We start from the raw sequence: 15074 nt of genomic DNA, 5'->3' as shown, positions 1-15074 counted from the left end.
GCTCCTAATTTTCGTATGAAAGGTGAGAGATAGGATGAGTAAGGTGAAATGGTTCATTTCTTTACTGCTTTCGCTCGGGCTACTTGCCGGATGTGAAGAGGCAGCTGTAAAGCCTGAGAAGAAGGTAGAACCGAAGCAAGAAGAGGTAGCGAAACAAGAAGAACAAAAAGATGAAGCGAAGCCGGAAGAAAAAACAGAAGAAAAGCAAGCTGAATCAGAGCAAAAGCAGCAAGAAGAGCAGAAAGAGAAACAAGAACAAAAAGTAGAAGAGAAGCCGAAAGAGGAAAAGCCACAGGCACAACCAGAGGTAAAGAAAGAAGAGAAACAACAGGAACAACCGAAAGAACAGCCGGCTGTAAATAAGCAACCAGAGCAGCAACAAGCACAAGAAGAGAAACAACAACCGAAAGCACCAGAAGTAAAAGAAGAAGCAAAGGTTGTGAATCAGCCGAAAGAAACACCGAAGCAGGAGCAAAAAGAAGATCCGAATAAAGCGGAGAAAACGATACCGACTCCGGCAGTACCAAAACCTGAACCACCAAAACCAGATCCAGTACCAGTACCGAAACCGCAAGCAAAACAAGTAACAATCTCGGTAAAAGGAAATAACGGATATATAATGGGTGCGAAAAAGATGGATGTACAAGATGGCGACACTGTGTATAAAGTATTACAACGTACAGGATTAGATGTTGATGCAAGCGGATCTAGAGATAGTATTTATGTAAAAGGTATTAATGATTTATATGAAAAAGATATTGCGGATACTAGTGGTTGGAAATATCGTGTGAACGGTGCTTTTCCAAACCATAGTGCTGGTGTAGCTACGGTAAAACCAGGAGATACAATTGAGTGGGTATACGTATTACAATAAGAAAGGCATTCGGTAAAGGGCTATGAAAATAAGTTTTTCTTCTTTACATCCTTTTGTGAATTTTTTCTATTATATCGGGGTGATGATACTATGTACGATGTGTCTTCATCCTCTTTTTTTAATTGGAGCAATAGTATTAATTATTATGTTAAATGTGATGCAAGGAAATAGCGAAAAGATAAGAAAGATGCTACCGAGCACAATTGTTTTCTTTTTTATGGTAATTTTATTTAATTCGTTATTAACGCATAGAGGTCGAACTACGTTATTTTGGTTAGGTGATAGCCGTATTAAGCTTGAGGCGATTATGTTTGGAATAGTAATGGGGTTATTACTAGTTGCAGTTATGTTTACGTTTGCGTCATACAATGATATTATTTCCAGTCATAAATTTTTATATTTGTTTTCAAGAATTTCACCGAAAGTTGCATTGTTAACGATGATTACAGTGAGATTTGTTCCTTTGTTTATAAGACGATTAAAGAAAATCACACTCGTCCAAAAAACGAAAGGTGTGCAGGTAGATTCAGGTTCGATAATTGAACGCGTCAAAAATGGTATGCAATTGCTGCAAGTATTATTAATTTGTTCATTAGAAGATGCACTGCAAACGGCAGATTCTATGCAGGCTCGTGGATTTGGTGTAACGAAGCGTACGACGTATATTCGCTATAGAATGGAAAGGCGCGATTGGTATACGCTCAATTATTTAATCATTTTATTTATAGCTGCTATTGTATGTAGTAATTATGGCGGGGGGAAATTGATTATTTATCCGAAAGTCGAATCGATTCTATTTCAGCAATACGATGGGATGATGTTTGTCGTATTTACGATGTTTATTAGTTTACCAATCATAATGGAAGGGAGAGAATGGATATGGTGGCGCATGCAGAAATAAACAATTTATCATTTGTATATGCTGATGAAAATAAAAAAGCGTTACAGCATATTTCTCTTTCTGTTCAAAAAGGTGAGTTTATTGCACTTGCTGGAGGATCGGGATCTGGGAAGACGACGTTATTAAAACATTTTAAAAAGGAGTTACTTCCAATTGGTACGCGTTCTGGAGAGATATTTTATGAGGGTGTTTTAATAGAGGAAGTAGCTGATTTGTTATCTGCCCAAGAAATTGGGATGGTATTTCAAAACCCAGAAAACCAGATTGTTATGGATACAGTGATTCAAGAATTAGCATTTTCTTTAGAAAATATCGGATTACCATCACATATTATTCAAAAAAGAATAGCAGAGCTTATTAGCTTTTTAGGATTTCAAGATTTATTGCATCAATCTGTTCATACGTTATCTGGTGGGCAGAAGCAGCTTGTCAATTTAGCTGCGGTATTAGTTATGCAGCCGAAATTGCTATTATTAGATGAACCGACAGCGCAGTTAGATCCAATCGCTGCAAAAGAATTTTTAGGATTATTAAAACGGATTAATGAAGAACTTGGAATTACGATTATTTTAAGTGAACATCGTTTAGATGAAGTTATCCCGCTTGCAACACGCGTTGTTTGTATGGATAATGGCCGTATTATGTATGATGGTAGTCCTAAAATTGTTATTACGGATATGTGGGGAGTAGAAACATTCCGTCCATTTATTCCGCAAATTCCAAGGCTGTTTTTAGAGTGGAATGTGAGAGATATTCCGTTTACAGTGCGAGAGGCGCAAATGAAAATGAATGATTTTGCAGCGATATCATATGTAAATGACCCAATAGCACAAAGTGAAAAGCAAGAGGTAATTTTAAGCGCAGAGCATATTTCGTTCCAATATGAAAAAAATAGTCCGCTTATTTTACGTGATTTATCAGTTTCGATTGAAAAAGGAAAATGGGTAGCGCTCGTTGGGAAGAACGGTACAGGTAAGTCTACACTGTTAACGATTTTAGCAGGATTACAAAAAGCGAGAAGAGGGAAAGTAAAGTGGAACGGAAAAGTGATACATAAAATCGATTCGAAAGAACGGTTTAAAAGTATTGGGTATGTATCGCAGCATCCGTATTATCATTTTACATTTGATACAGTATGGGACGAGGTTTATGAACGTGCACGTGAATTATACGGAGAACAAGGAAAAGAAATAGCAGAAGATACGCTAAAACAGTTTTGGTTGTATTCGCTTAAAGAACGCCATCCGCACGATTGTAGCGGAGGAGAGCAACAATTACTTGCGTTATGTACGACGTTATTATCAAAGCCGACTTTATTATTACTTGATGAACCGACAAAGGGATTGGATCCATGGAAGAAAGAAAGAGTAGGAGAGCTATTTAGGAAGCTACAAAAAGAAGGTACAACAATTGTAATGGCAACGCATGATATTGAGTTTGCAGCGAAATACGTGGATCAATGTATGATGTTGTTTGATGGAACAGTCATTATGAATGATGCACCGAAAGAATTTTTTAGCGGCAACTTCTTTTATACAACATCTATTAATCGATTCATTCGAAAAGAATTGCCATATGCATTAACGTGGGAGGATGTGTACGAAGCTTGTCCAAACGATATGTTGCATTCATAATATGTATCTTTGCAGTAATAATCGGCACATTGCTTTTTACGACACTTGTTATGGACGGTTATTACATGTTAAGTAGTTTGTTTCTATTAGCGGTTATTATGTTACCTTTCTATATCCGTTTTGAAAGAAAAGCGTTTGTTTCACGTGAAATTGTTCTCGTTGCTGTATTAGCGGCAATTGCAGCAGTAAGCCGGGTGCCATTTTCTATTTTACCAAGTGTACAACCAACTTCTTTTGTCATTATCGTTTCTGCAATTGTATTTGGAAGTGAAACTGGTTTTATGATTGGTGCTACAGCGGCAATCGTATCCAATATTTTTTTAGGACAAGGTCCATGGACACCGTGGCAAATGTTTTCGTGGGGCATGATTGGTTTTATAGCAGGTTTACTTCGTAATACATTTTTTATGAAAAAGCTATGGGGAAGACTTCTTTACGGAGTAATTGTTGGCTTTTTATTTGGCTGGATTATGAATTTCTGGGGCCTTCTCGGTTTTATACGAGAAGCAACATGGGAAACTGTCATTTCGTATTATATCGCAAGTTTTTACTTTGATTTGAGCCATGCGATTTCGAATGTTATTTTCTTATTACTATTTAGTACTTCATGGATTACGATTCTTACAAGATTTAAAAAGAAATATGGTATATTAGATGAGCATAACGTGACATAGAAAAGCATACTCATATAAGGTAGGGTCGCGACTTACATATTCGTTTGCCTCTTTCATGCTTCTTACATATTGTAAGGAGCATTTTTTTGTCAAAAAATCGATTTAATATGCATCCGCTATTATATAAAATTATTTGTATAATTGTAGGTGAGAACTTTTTTCAAAAGGGAGGTGTATAGTTAATGAAGTTAGTTATTCCGAAGCAACATGGTGCATGGGCCATGCTTGTTATTCCTTTTTTATTAAGTGTCATACTTGGGAAACCTACTATTTATCATATTCCATTGTTTTTAGCGTGGTTCTTTATCTATTTAGCCACGTATCCATTTCTTACGTACATAAAGCAAAGACGAAAAAAAGAGTTTTTACAAGCTACCATTGTTTATTTTATTATTGCGTTCCTATTTGGGACGATTTCTTTATTATATGAGTGGCGAATTCTTTTATTCGTAATAGTAATGATTCCATTATTTATAGTGAATATGTATTACGCTCGTCAAAAAAATGAAAGAGCACTATTAAATGATATTTGTGCGATTATTGTGTTTTGTATCGGTGGGTTAATTAGTTATTACTTTTCAATGAAGCAAATCGATCATACAGCTATATTCATTGCACTTATTTCATTTTTATACTTTTTAGGTAGTACGTTCTATGTGAAAACGATGATTCGTGAAAAAAATAATCCGAAGTATCGTCTTATATCTTGGGGATATCATATCGTATTAACGATAATTGTATTTGCGATTAATCCGTGGTGTTCTCTCATTTTTATACCAAGTGTCATTCGAGCAATTGTGTTGTATGGTAAAAAAATTTCTATTATAAAAGTAGGAATTTTAGAAATTGCTAATTCTGTATATTTTTTAATCATAACGGCAATAATTATGAAGTATGCCATTTGAAAAAACTTCCCATCAATTGATGGGGAGTTTTTAATCTTTTTCTAAAATGTGAACGGTGTACTCACAACGTTGAATAGCTTGTTCAACAGCATAAAGTGATTGTTCAATACGAGCGCGATTAAAATCTTTTTCAACTGTTTCGAGCGCTTCTTCTAAACAATTTTTAGCTTCTTGTAATGATTGAAAAGAATCTTGTACATATCCGCGAGCATTTTGATGCATTTCATAATCCTCCTTGCGTGTTCGTATATGGGTAGTATGAACAGTAAGGAAGAAAATATAATTTATTATATTTGTTTGACAATTAAAGTGGAATTACGTATAGTAAGAATTAAGTGAATATTTTCTTATCCAGAGAGGTGGAGGGACTGGCCCGATGAAACCCAGCAACCGCGATGCAGGTGCTAATTCCAGCAGAACATATTTGTTCTGGGAGATAAGACGAAGATATATACGTAACTTCTTCTTATCGGAGAGGTTTTTTTATTGCAAAAAAACCGATTACGAAAATTTATATTAAGAAGAAAGGGGTTGCGCATTACTGTGACACTCGAAAAATACGTAAAACTGCGTAGTACAGTTTATGAATATATGATAGAGCAAGATAAGCCGATATCATTGTTAGATATTCAAGAACATATCGTTTCGCATCATGAAGGAAAATTCACGAAAAAGATGTTGCATCAATTTTATTTATCAAGATTATTAGACGAACTAAAACTGGATGGGAAAATTACATTAGCTGATGAATATCTCTATGCTGAAAAAGGGGTATTGTATAAGGCGAGAAAAGGGAGCTAAGCTCTCTTTTTTTCTTAAAATAACGGAGTATGTAGAGTAAAAGACTGCTAAAGCAGCCTGATACAGGGAATGGTGTTGAGTGTGTAGTGTCAAAAATTGAATGTGCCTGAAAGAGGCAATTCATATCGGCTGCAAATGAAAAGAGACACCTTCGCCGAATAGGTGTCAGTCGTTTTGTCACGTAGACTTGCTACTTAACAGTAATTAGAATAACATGCAGGATTTTTGAAGTCAAAAGGGAATTAAAGGAAGGGGTACAATTATGTACGCTTACTTATTAAAAGATATAACGAAATGGATCCCAAAGTACATTGTAGATAAGGGATATGAATATTATGAAGATGGGCATGTAGAAGATGTTGAAATACAAGATAAAAAAGTGTTTGCTTTCGTTACTGGAAATGCAGGGAATTATGAAGTAGTTATCGATCTCGAAGATTTTTCAGAAAGTAACTGTGAGTGTCCCTATGAAAATTATTGTAAACATATGGCGGCAGTTGTTTATGATATGCAAGGTGCTGGTGAGAGTGCAGTTAAAGAGAAACTGAAAGATTTAGAAAAAGAAGAGTTACTTATATTATTAAATCGATTGTTGCAAAGTTCGAAAAACGTACAAATTGTAGAGAAGATGTTAAAGAAGGGGAAACTTTAACGTATAGAGGGAGTTGTTTTGTAGTGAACGTACTAATTATATATGCTCATCCTAGTCCTTCCAGTTTTAACGCGGCGATTTTCAATCATGTGCAAAAAGGACTACAGGAAACAAATCATTCAGTTACCGTACTTGATTTATACAAAGAACAATTTGATCCAGTCCTCGTATTCAATGAAGAGAAGAAAAGACGTGATTTAGTAAATGAAGAAGAAACAGCTCGGTACAGAATGTTAGTAGAAGAAGCAGATACACTTCTATTCATCTATCCAATATGGTGGTGGGGGATGCCAGCAATTTTAAAAGGTTTTATTGATCGTATTTTCGTAGCTGGATTTGCTTATAAATATGAAGGGGCTCTGCCGAAAGGATTATTGCAAGGGAAAAAAGCGTGGGTTATTAATACGTTAGACTCGCCTCTATGGTACGTCGCATTGTTATATCGATCAGCAGATTGGATTATAATGAAGAGAGGTGTTTTACGTTTTTGTGGCATTCGCGATATAAAACGGTCAGTGTTTCAATCTGTGAAAACGAGTAAAGTATCAAAGCGTGAGAAATGGTTATTACAAATAGAAGAAAAGGCTCGTGCATTATGAATGAAGTCGATCGTATTATAAACTGTGTTCAGTATGATGGCGAACTTTTTCGGAAGTATGTTACGTGTTTACTTCAATTGAAAAAATGTAGCGAAACATTTCAGCAAATTCAAATAGAGTTAAGAAATGATTATTTAATAAGAGGAATTTGTGAAAGAGAAGTTGATGAGGTAGTACGGGGAAGTAAAGAATATGAAATGCATTTTCTTCCTAAAGTATTACAGTGGAATTTTTTGAGGGGAAATCCACATCTAATTGAAAAAGTGTGCGAAGATTTTTTTGCATTTGAGTCATTACATCTTACGGAGTTAGAGTGGGAGAAGATTATAAATTGCGTGGGAAATAAGTGATTTATTATGTAAAAAAGCTAGTATAAAACTAGCTTTTCGTTTAAATAAATAAGAAACATAGACTAATGATAAAACCCGCATATAGTAAGTTCACAACACAAAATCCCATAATGTCACGAGCACCTAAACCAGCTATCGCTAATGCTGGTAATGCCCAGAAAGGTTGAATTAAATTCGTCCAAGCATCGCCCCATGCAATTGCCATTGCTGTTTTTGCAGCAGGTACACCAAGTTCAGCGCCAGCTGGAATCATAATTGGTGCTTGCACAGCCCATTGACCGCCGCCAGATGGAACGAAAATGTTAACAATGCCAGCACTTAAAAATGTAAAGAGCGGAAAAGTCGTTTCATTTGAAATGCTAATAAAGAAATTAGAAATAGCTCCTCCAAGTGAAAGTCCTTCACTATTTGCTCCAATCATCATGCCCATAATTCCTGCGTAAAACGGAAATTGAAGTAAAATGCCAGAAGCACTTTTCGTAGAGTCTGAAAAAGCACGAATATACTGAATCGGAGTACGGTGGAAAATAAGACCTGCAATTAATAACATAAAAATCACGATATCGAGAGTAAGGTTAAAACCTTTCGTATAAAAGTAATTGAAAATATAAATGAGACCTAACAATCCAACGCAAAGTGTAATAATAATGCTATTTTCCATCTTTTCAGCGAACGTATTTTTTTCTACTTCTTGAGCAGCAGCTTCTTCATGGAACACGCTAGGATCTACTGTAATCGTATGTTTTTCATCTGGATGCATCGCTTTATTAATGAGAGGCATCGTAATGAGAAAAATAATAACTGGAACGAGAGCGTATGGTGAGAATAACGTTTCTGTTATTGGAATCGCCTCTTTAATACTTCCAGCAGTCGTTTTAATTAACGTTTCACCGCCTGTTGCTAACGTAAGAGGGATAGAGGCAGAAAGACCGGCATGCCAAATGAGAAATCCAGAGTAAGAAGAGGCGATTGCTAGTCTATAATCTAATCCGTCCAGCTGCCTTGCCACTTCTTTTGCGTATAAAACAGATACAACAATTCCAAAGCCCCAGTTTATGTATGCACCGAGTAAACTTACAATTGAAATGGCAATAATGCCTTGTCCAGTTGTTTTTGGTAGTCTGGCAGCTTTCGTTAATCCTTTTTTAATAAGAGGAGCATTTGCTAAAGCAGATCCAGTCACGAGTACAAGTGCCATTTGCATAGAAAAGGCGAGGAGTCCCCAAATTCCATTACCCCAGTGATTAATCATTTCTACAGGTGTTTGGTGAGTCGCAAACATACCAAAGAAGATAACGAAAACAGTTAGTAAACATGATAAAATAAACGGTTCTGGCAAGAAGCGTTGCACTAAGGCGACGCAACCATTTGTAAAGGAACGAAACAAAATAGATCAACCTCCTTATGTATATGTATTACAATTATTCGAGGTTGTTTAGGAGATAACCTTCAATGTAAAGAAAATTCAGATATTTGCAGAGTGGTAATTTATTGATAGATTGATATAGAGCCTCGTATCAAATCCTGCTTTTAATATACTAGAAGAAAAACGGTTGGAAATGGGGTAGCACTTATAGGGATAGTATAGAGAAAGGTTACTAGCTGGCTTCAAAGCTACTGTTGCAAAGGGAGAGGAGATTCAATACAATAGTGTTGCATTACATGAGAAATATGTTTTAGCACAAATCTAGCTAAAAATGTTTATACAAATACATTTAAAATTGATGGGGGAATTATGATCAAAAGTTTTTATCTTTTAAAGCCTAAAATGTTTACGGCAGATATATATTATAAAGTTTTTATTACAGGTGACTGTATATATTTTATAAAGATTGGCGGACAGTTTCATAGCCGACATGCTTATAAAAAACAATTACCTGGTATTTCAGAGCTATTGTTTTTGTTTTGGTTCAAAAAAATTGAGAAAAAACAATTAAACTTAGAAACTGAAATAGATGTAAAAATACATACTGGCGATGTACATGAACTCTTGCAATTAAAGAATAACTTTTCAATTGAAATAAATATAATTGAAGAGGTACTATTAAATAAACGAGGAACGTTTCATACAGGTTTTAATGATAATGGAACGATTTCCTTCATGTTAAAAAATGGTCAAAAAATAAAGTTCATCATCCCGGAAGAAACTTTATTTTCATCTATAGAAGAAATTTTCGACCAATATGAACAGACAATCTTTGTAAGGGAAGTGTTTTAAAGGAAACGATTAATTTATTATCTTTTTAATAAAGTGATAGAAAGCTTCATTAAAAAGATGAAGCTTTTTACTTATAAAAGATAACAAAAGTAATACATTCATTACTACATTTGTGTGTGAATTCAAGAAAAATTAAACCACCTAGCCCCTAAAGAGAATATAGGAAGCAGATGGTTTAGGTGTTTTGAGAGGTATCCTGTTTTCAGGATTTAGTTCAAATTATTGATTTGCATTTTTATATCGAGTAAATTTAAGTTTCTGGAATAATTGTAATAGCGACAGTCCGAACCGGAGTCTCTATTTCGTCGCCTTTACTTTGGCTATTGTAGTATTTAATCATTAATTCGTTAAGTTCGTTTTGAAATTTTCCAAAGTGTTCTTCATCTAGCTTTAATTCTACTACAGAAAAAGTAGCAGTATCTTCTTGACTGTTTTGTTCCTCTAATTTCTTAAGGTAACTTTGATATTGTGTCATAAGTGATAACTGATAATAGGAAATGTAGTTTAACTTTTCATCATCAGATAATCCTTTCCATTCACTTCCTTCAATTTTTGCATCTTCTTCATTGATTGCGTAATATTTTTCAGAAACAGATTTTACCTTTTTTTCTTTAATTACATGAACGATACCTGAATCAACCATAGTTTGTAGCTGTCTATATAGTGTTGCTTGTGGTACATTTTTAATGATTTTTACCATTTCTAATGGTGTTAACCCATCTTCTTTATTTCTCATTAACACTTGGCAAATTTTCATTCTTACCGGATGCATTAAAATTTCAACTTTATTACTCATTATATCACCTTATGTATTGTTTTTTATTCTCATTATAAATAATGAGAATAATGATTGCAATCCATCCGCTTTTGTTTTATCATTATCAATAATGATAATGAGATTTAAAAGGAGTGATGACAATGAAAATACATTATGGATTGAATGATCTTAAAGACATTGATATTATGGCTTTTCTACCCATTATATTACCAGTTATTGCAGTGGGAGCACTTTTAGTTTTAATTGCATTCATTGATTTATATCGACATAGGAAAACAAGAAAAAATGTACTTGTATGGACGTTAATTATTCTTTTCGTTAATATATTGGGACCTATCTTGTACTTTGTTATAGGGAGAAAGGACAGTGAGAAATTATGAAATTAGAGATTAAAAATGTAACAAAATCATTTAAAGGAAAAATTGCTGTGAATAATTTCTCGATGGAACTGCAAGCAGGGGAATGCGTCGGATTAATTGGACCAAACGGAGCAGGGAAATCCACATTAATAAAAGTAATTTCGGATATTACTAATCCAACTGCTGGTGAAGTTTTATTGAATGGGATAAAAATATCAAAAATGAAAAGTGAAATTGGTTATTTACCTCAATATCCTAATTTTTTTCATTGGATGACAGCGAGAGAAACGCTTACGTTTATGGGCCAACTTTCGGGGTTGAAAAAAGAAGAATTGTCAAAGTCGATTCCAAAAATGTTGGAGAAAGTTGGACTAAAGGAAGAAGAAAATGCAAAGGTTAGTACATTTTCTGGTGGAATGAAACAACGACTTGGTATTGCACAAGCATTATTGCATAAACCTTCGCTTATTGTCATGGATGAACCAGTATCCGCATTAGATCCGATCGGCCGGCGGGAAGTATTGAATCTGATTAAAGAAATAAAAAAAGATACAACCATTTTATTATCAACCCACATCTTAAGCGATGCAGAAGAAATCTGTGAACGATTTGTCATTATAAAAGATGGAACAAAAATAGAAGACACAACGATTACGGAGCTTTTACAACGTAATCGTGAAAATAAATTAATGATTGAAATAACAACTAAAGATCAAAATTGGATTGAAGTTGTAAAGAAATTACCGTATGTGAAGAATGTAGAAGTGGTTGGGCTTAAAATCAAAGTGAAGGTTGAAAGTATCGAAATAAACAAAAATATGTTACTGCAAAATGCACTCGAACATAAAGTGGACATTGTTAAATTTAAAATGAGCAACGATACTTTAGAAGAAATTTTCTTGAAATTGGTGGTGTAAAAATGAATAACTCAATGGTATTGATAAAAAAAGAATATGTTCAAATGTTACGTGATTTTAAGATTATTTGGCTACCAATTGTTTTTATATTTTTAGGTGCAACACAGCCGATAGTAACTCATTATTTGCCATCAATTCTAGAAGCATTAGGTGGAGGCCAGGGAATTACAATTGATCTGAGTATGGCAGCGCAAAAAGGGGGCGAAGTATTAGCGAGTACTTTAGGATCCCAGTTTGATCAGCTTGGACTTATGATTCTAGTGATTTCTATGATGGGTGCAATTCAAACAGATAAAGCTAATGGTATGTTGGCCTTTATTTTAACAAGGCCCGTTACTGTTACTTCATATGTAGGTGGGAAAATAGTGTCAAACTATTTAATGGTAGCGTTTAGTGTAACAATTGGATACGTAGCTTCTTATCTATATGTAAATTTTCTTTTTACTGCCGTTCCATTTGCACACCTAATTACTGGATTACTATTTTATCTAATTTGGGTTCTTTTTATCGTATCTTTCACAACAATGATAAGTGCTATTTTTCACAGTCAAGGTATGATTGCATTAATTTCAATTGTTTTCCTTTTAGCCTGCAGAGTAATCGTCGGTTTGAATCCAATAATGGATCAGCTTAATCCAGCCGGTATGAGTAAGTATGCAATGGAAACGTTAGTCACGGGGGTAGTAAATTCAAACGCAATAATTACTGGATTACTAACTATAGTGTGGATTTTATTGACACTCTTCGTAACGTATTATTGGATTGCTAATAAAAAGTTTCATTATGAATAACCGTGATGAGGGTAGTGGTTTCAAATAAAACAACGCAATAAGAAGAAGCTTTCACTACCGTGGAAGCTTCTCCAAATGATGTGCAATATCAATATACATATTTGAGTAAACCGAATGTATTTCATTACTTGGCGTTGCGTTAGAAGAGAAGTGAGCGATTACCATATTTGCTTTCGGATCGATGTAAAGTGTTTGTCCGTAACTACCTAACACTTCGAAAGCACCTTGTTCATTGTGGGGAATCCACCATTGATTATGATAAGAAATGGAAGCTCCAGGGCCAATTGCAAGTTCACCTTCTTGGACATTTTTTACACTTTCTGTAATAGAAGAAGGGAGAATGTGTTTTCCGTTATATTCCCCGTTGTTTAATAGTAATTGCCCGAATCTCGCCATATCTCTAGCAGTTGCATTTAATCCAGCACTAGCTTGTTCTACTTTTGTTTCATCTGTAACGTAATACGCGTTTTCTTCCATACCAATTTGAGACCAAATTCGTTCGCTTACATTTTCAGCTAGTGATTTACCAGTAATAGTTCTAATAATCCAAGCGAGCGTTTCTGTTGATCCGTTATTGTAAGAAAAGGAAGAACCAGGCGGTGCCGTTTCTTCGGCTTCCCGTAACATATCATAAATTTTCATCGGACCGTCGTAATTTTTGCCGCGGGGTAAAATATTGCTAGCTAAATATAATTGTGCATCTTGATTTTCTAGCCCAGGTTGCTCATATCCATGAGTAGGATATTCAGCTGAAACTTGCATGTCCATTAATTGCTGAAGTGTGGCATTACCGAACGGTGTGTTTTTTAATTCTTTTATGTAAGTGTCAGCTGTTTTCTCTAAATCGATACGATTCTCTTCAGCGAGAGATTGTATAATTGCCCCGGTAAAGACTTTTGCTAATGATGCCATACCATGAGGTTCATTCTGTTTATACCCATTGAAATATCGTTCGTAAACAAGTTGTCCATTATGTAGAACGACAAAAGCATCTGTTTTGTTATCATCTAAAAGTTTTTTTAGAGGAGTTGTATTTCCGAATCTACGCTCCACAGCAAAATCGTCTAAGTTTTGCAATGCGGAAGGGAAGTGAGCAATTTGGTCAGGATTGTTTTTTACGTCATTAACTAAAGTGAATTCTTTCATGTGTGTGTACGACCAACGTAAGTAAGGGTCATTTAACCAGTTTTCTTTTGTCACATTATGTTTTGATGGGGTCGTTTTATTTTGTTTGAAGTAAGTAAACCCAAGCCCTGTAATTACAAATATGAATGTTAGTATAAGTAAGAGTAGGGGAGATTTTTTTAGTTTCATATATGGCCCTCCTTTTTATTTCTACTATAAGTATACGCTCGTCTTGAAAGAAATACAAAATAAGGAAAGTAAACGGGGAAGTTTACTTTCCTTATTAACGTTAAGCGGAAATTTTTCCGTCTGTAGGTTGTTTCTTGAATTTTTGTTTTCGTCCGTGTAATCCATAATATAAAAGTAAAGTGAACGCAACGATAATAGCTGCGATAAAATACATATTATGATAACTGGATTTCGCTGCGACAATACCTAAAATGAAAGAACCAAAACCAATACCACTATCAAAGAATGAGAAATACGTAGCTGTCGCAGAACCACGTCTATGGTTTGGAGCGGCAGAAATCGCAATCGTTTGGAAACTCGGAATTAATGTCCCGTAACCTAAACCGATTAGCATACCTGCGCCAAGGAACCAAAATGAAGTTTGTGCTTGGCTTAATATGAACATTCCGATTGTGAAAATAATGATAGCAGGGTAAACGAGTACATTTTCACCGAAGCGATCAAAAATCTTTCCTGTAAATGGACGAGAAATGACAACAACAAGTGCGTATAAAATAAAGAAGTAACTTGCAATTTCACTTAAACCGAGTTCTTTCGCATAAATAGGAATAAAGGATAAAATACCACTATAAGAAAAGGCTAAAACAAATCCTGTAAGTGCAATCGGAATAGAAGATGGTTCGATTAAGTCTTTCCATTTCATTTTTTCACGTTTTTGTTTGCTAACAGGTGCTTCGTGCGGAATATCTACAAGTAGTCCTAATAAAAATGCAAGTAATGAAAATACGGAACAAACGATAAATAATACAGTAAACGAAAAATGAGAAATAATTGTTAAACCTAAAAAAGGACCAATTACCATCGGCAGACTCATAAATACGCCGAAATATGCAAGCGCTTCGCCTCGTCGATGAGCTGGCGCAACATCAGTTACAATCGTACCAGTAGCTGTCGTTGCCATCCCGAACCCAATACCGTGCAAGAAGCGAAGGGCAAGTAATAAGAATAAACTTTGCGCACCGAAATACATAACAGTAGCGGCTAAAAATAATGAAAGTGAAATAAATAATATTTTCTTTCTTCCTAAATCATCGAGCCATTTTCCTGTGAATGGTCTACATAAAACAGAAGAAATAAGAAACACAGTTGCAACTAAACCAATTTCCTCAGGTTTTCCTTTTAGGCCGTCTATGACATAGACAGGCAGAGTAGTCATAAGCATGTAAAATGTTAAGAAGAGAAATAGACTACTAAAACAAGTTCCGAGGAAATCCTTCGTCCAAAGTTTCTCACTTTGCATCGTCATC

18 protein-coding genes and 1 riboswitch are annotated in these 15074 nt (G+C 34.9%); of the genes, 13 read left to right on the top strand and 5 right to left on the bottom strand.

Features of this window, described 5'->3' with window-relative positions; genetic code table 11:
* Nucleotides 1–34: 34 nt before the first annotated feature.
* The 5 genes from GBN91_RS11645 (at nucleotide 35) to GBN91_RS11625 (ending at nucleotide 4988) form a co-directional block, all read left to right on the top strand.
* Complete coding sequence (locus GBN91_RS11645; protein WP_152121527.1) at nucleotides 35–874, top strand: DUF4430 domain-containing protein; 840 nt, start codon at nucleotides 35–37, stop codon at nucleotides 872–874.
* Nucleotides 875–896: 22 nt separating this feature from the next.
* Nucleotides 897–1775, top strand: a complete 879-nt coding sequence (locus GBN91_RS11640; protein ID WP_041183995.1) for an energy-coupling factor transporter transmembrane component T — start codon at nucleotides 897–899, stop codon at nucleotides 1773–1775.
* Nucleotides 1748–3409 carry an ABC transporter ATP-binding protein gene (locus GBN91_RS11635; RefSeq protein WP_142408764.1) on the top strand — a complete coding sequence of 554 codons (1662 nt, stop codon included), beginning with the start codon at nucleotides 1748–1750 and terminating at the stop codon, nucleotides 3407–3409. The genes GBN91_RS11640 and GBN91_RS11635 overlap by 28 nt, the downstream gene beginning before the upstream one ends.
* Nucleotides 3382–4083 carry an ECF transporter S component gene (locus tag GBN91_RS11630; protein ID WP_000044904.1) on the top strand — a complete coding sequence of 234 codons (702 nt, stop codon included), beginning with the start codon at nucleotides 3382–3384 and terminating at the stop codon, nucleotides 4081–4083. The genes GBN91_RS11635 and GBN91_RS11630 overlap by 28 nt, the downstream gene beginning before the upstream one ends.
* 182 nt (nucleotides 4084–4265) lie before the next feature.
* Nucleotides 4266–4988 (top strand): YwiC-like family protein, encoded by a 723-nt coding sequence (locus GBN91_RS11625; protein ID WP_152121526.1) that lies wholly within the window; start codon nucleotides 4266–4268, stop codon nucleotides 4986–4988.
* 30 nt (nucleotides 4989–5018) lie between these two features.
* On the opposite strand, the gene GBN91_RS11620 is transcribed toward GBN91_RS11625, so the two are convergent.
* Nucleotides 5019–5210: a hypothetical protein gene (locus GBN91_RS11620; protein ID WP_000554032.1), complete on the bottom strand. Its 192-nt coding sequence runs from the start codon at nucleotides 5208–5210 to the stop codon at nucleotides 5019–5021.
* Between the two features lie 122 nt (nucleotides 5211–5332).
* Nucleotides 5333–5431: riboswitch (SAM riboswitch) on the top strand.
* A gap of 100 nt (nucleotides 5432–5531) precedes the next feature.
* Here GBN91_RS11620 and GBN91_RS11615 point away from each other — a divergent pair.
* From GBN91_RS11615 to GBN91_RS11600, 4 genes are all read left to right on the top strand, one after another.
* Nucleotides 5532–5789 (top strand): hypothetical protein, encoded by a 258-nt coding sequence (locus GBN91_RS11615; RefSeq protein ID WP_000171476.1) that lies wholly within the window; start codon nucleotides 5532–5534, stop codon nucleotides 5787–5789.
* A gap of 262 nt (nucleotides 5790–6051) precedes the next feature.
* The gene (locus GBN91_RS11610; RefSeq protein WP_000271528.1) at nucleotides 6052–6441 is read left to right on the top strand and encodes an SWIM zinc finger family protein; all 390 of its coding nucleotides are present in this window, start codon (nucleotides 6052–6054) and stop codon (nucleotides 6439–6441) included.
* Nucleotides 6442–6464: 23 nt separating this feature from the next.
* Nucleotides 6465–7040, top strand: a complete 576-nt coding sequence (locus tag GBN91_RS11605) for an NAD(P)H-dependent oxidoreductase (protein ID WP_001101580.1) — start codon at nucleotides 6465–6467, stop codon at nucleotides 7038–7040.
* Entirely contained in the window at nucleotides 7037–7390 is a 354-nt protein-coding gene (locus tag GBN91_RS11600; RefSeq protein ID WP_152121525.1) for a group-specific protein, read from the top strand. Before GBN91_RS11605 ends, GBN91_RS11600 begins: the two co-directional genes overlap by 4 nt.
* A 40-nt stretch (nucleotides 7391–7430) precedes the next feature.
* Here the strand turns inward: GBN91_RS11600 and GBN91_RS11595 are convergent, their stop codons facing one another.
* Nucleotides 7431–8777: a short-chain fatty acid transporter gene (locus GBN91_RS11595; RefSeq protein WP_000490030.1), complete on the bottom strand. Its 1347-nt coding sequence runs from the start codon at nucleotides 8775–8777 to the stop codon at nucleotides 7431–7433.
* 348 nt (nucleotides 8778–9125) lie between these two features.
* Here GBN91_RS11595 and GBN91_RS11590 point away from each other — a divergent pair, with 348 nt between their 5' ends.
* The gene (locus tag GBN91_RS11590) at nucleotides 9126–9608 is read left to right on the top strand and encodes a hypothetical protein (protein WP_000597308.1); all 483 of its coding nucleotides are present in this window, start codon (nucleotides 9126–9128) and stop codon (nucleotides 9606–9608) included.
* A 250-nt stretch (nucleotides 9609–9858) separates the two neighbouring features.
* Here GBN91_RS11590 and GBN91_RS11585 read toward each other — a convergent pair whose 3' ends face one another.
* Entirely contained in the window at nucleotides 9859–10404 is a 546-nt protein-coding gene (locus GBN91_RS11585) for a transcriptional regulator (protein WP_049108471.1), read from the bottom strand.
* Nucleotides 10405–10526: 122 nt separating this feature from the next.
* On the opposite strand from GBN91_RS11585, the gene GBN91_RS11580 reads away from it, so the two are divergent.
* Genes GBN91_RS11580 through GBN91_RS11570 form a run of 3 tightly spaced genes read left to right on the top strand, consistent with a single transcriptional unit; the run spans nucleotide 10527 to nucleotide 12453 of the window.
* Nucleotides 10527–10766, top strand: a complete 240-nt coding sequence (locus GBN91_RS11580) for a PLD nuclease N-terminal domain-containing protein (protein WP_000690914.1) — start codon at nucleotides 10527–10529, stop codon at nucleotides 10764–10766.
* Nucleotides 10763–11662, top strand: coding sequence for an ABC transporter ATP-binding protein (locus GBN91_RS11575; protein ID WP_016122861.1), 900 nt, complete (start codon nucleotides 10763–10765; stop codon nucleotides 11660–11662). Before GBN91_RS11580 ends, GBN91_RS11575 begins: the two co-directional genes overlap by 4 nt.
* Before the next feature lie 2 nt (nucleotides 11663–11664).
* Nucleotides 11665–12453 (top strand): ABC transporter permease subunit, encoded by a 789-nt coding sequence (locus tag GBN91_RS11570; protein WP_016122860.1) that lies wholly within the window; start codon nucleotides 11665–11667, stop codon nucleotides 12451–12453.
* Nucleotides 12454–12507: 54 nt separating this feature from the next.
* Here GBN91_RS11570 and GBN91_RS11565 read toward each other — a convergent pair whose 3' ends face one another.
* Together GBN91_RS11565 and GBN91_RS11560 are read right to left on the bottom strand one after the other, a co-directional pair.
* Nucleotides 12508–13767 carry a serine hydrolase domain-containing protein gene (locus tag GBN91_RS11565; RefSeq protein ID WP_152121524.1) on the bottom strand — a complete coding sequence of 420 codons (1260 nt, stop codon included), beginning with the start codon at nucleotides 13765–13767 and terminating at the stop codon, nucleotides 12508–12510.
* Nucleotides 13768–13867: 100 nt separating this feature from the next.
* Nucleotides 13868–15067, bottom strand: a complete 1200-nt coding sequence (locus tag GBN91_RS11560) for an MFS transporter (protein WP_001190318.1) — start codon at nucleotides 15065–15067, stop codon at nucleotides 13868–13870.
* Nucleotides 15068–15074: the final 7 nt, after the last annotated feature.

The sequence above is a fragment of the Bacillus sp. B1-WWTP-T-0.5-Post-4 genome (assembly GCF_009183795.1).
In the GTDB taxonomy this organism is placed as follows: Bacteria; Bacillota; Bacilli; order Bacillales; family Bacillaceae_G; genus Bacillus_A; species Bacillus_A cereus.
Note: the sequence above shows the minus strand (reverse complement) of the source record. Positions and strands in the feature narration are given on the sequence as shown.

Bases quoted from the DNA above. Each gene is read 5' to 3' on its own strand.
- GBN91_RS11645 (WP_152121527.1), top strand. From the start codon at position 35: ATGAGTAAGGTGAAATGGTTCATTTCTTTACTGCTTTCGCTCGGGCTA.
- GBN91_RS11640 (WP_041183995.1), top strand. From the start codon at position 897: ATGAAAATAAGTTTTTCTTCTTTACATCCTTTTGTGAATTTTTTCTAT.
- GBN91_RS11635 (WP_142408764.1), top strand. From the start codon at position 1,748: ATGGATATGGTGGCGCATGCAGAAATAAACAATTTATCATTTGTATAT.
- GBN91_RS11625 (WP_152121526.1), top strand. From the start codon at position 4,266: ATGAAGTTAGTTATTCCGAAGCAACATGGTGCATGGGCCATGCTTGTT.
- GBN91_RS11620 (WP_000554032.1), bottom strand. From the start codon at position 5,210: ATGCATCAAAATGCTCGCGGATATGTACAAGATTCTTTTCAATCATTA.
- GBN91_RS11610 (WP_000271528.1), top strand. From the start codon at position 6,052: ATGTACGCTTACTTATTAAAAGATATAACGAAATGGATCCCAAAGTAC.
- GBN91_RS11600 (WP_152121525.1), top strand. From the start codon at position 7,037: ATGAATGAAGTCGATCGTATTATAAACTGTGTTCAGTATGATGGCGAA.
- GBN91_RS11590 (WP_000597308.1), top strand. From the start codon at position 9,126: ATGATCAAAAGTTTTTATCTTTTAAAGCCTAAAATGTTTACGGCAGAT.
- GBN91_RS11585 (WP_049108471.1), bottom strand. From the start codon at position 10,404: ATGAGTAATAAAGTTGAAATTTTAATGCATCCGGTAAGAATGAAAATT.
- GBN91_RS11580 (WP_000690914.1), top strand. From the start codon at position 10,527: ATGAAAATACATTATGGATTGAATGATCTTAAAGACATTGATATTATG.
- GBN91_RS11575 (WP_016122861.1), top strand. From the start codon at position 10,763: ATGAAATTAGAGATTAAAAATGTAACAAAATCATTTAAAGGAAAAATT.
- GBN91_RS11570 (WP_016122860.1), top strand. From the start codon at position 11,665: ATGAATAACTCAATGGTATTGATAAAAAAAGAATATGTTCAAATGTTA.
- GBN91_RS11565 (WP_152121524.1), bottom strand. From the start codon at position 13,767: ATGAAACTAAAAAAATCTCCCCTACTCTTACTTATACTAACATTCATA.
- GBN91_RS11560 (WP_001190318.1), bottom strand. From the start codon at position 15,067: ATGCAAAGTGAGAAACTTTGGACGAAGGATTTCCTCGGAACTTGTTTT.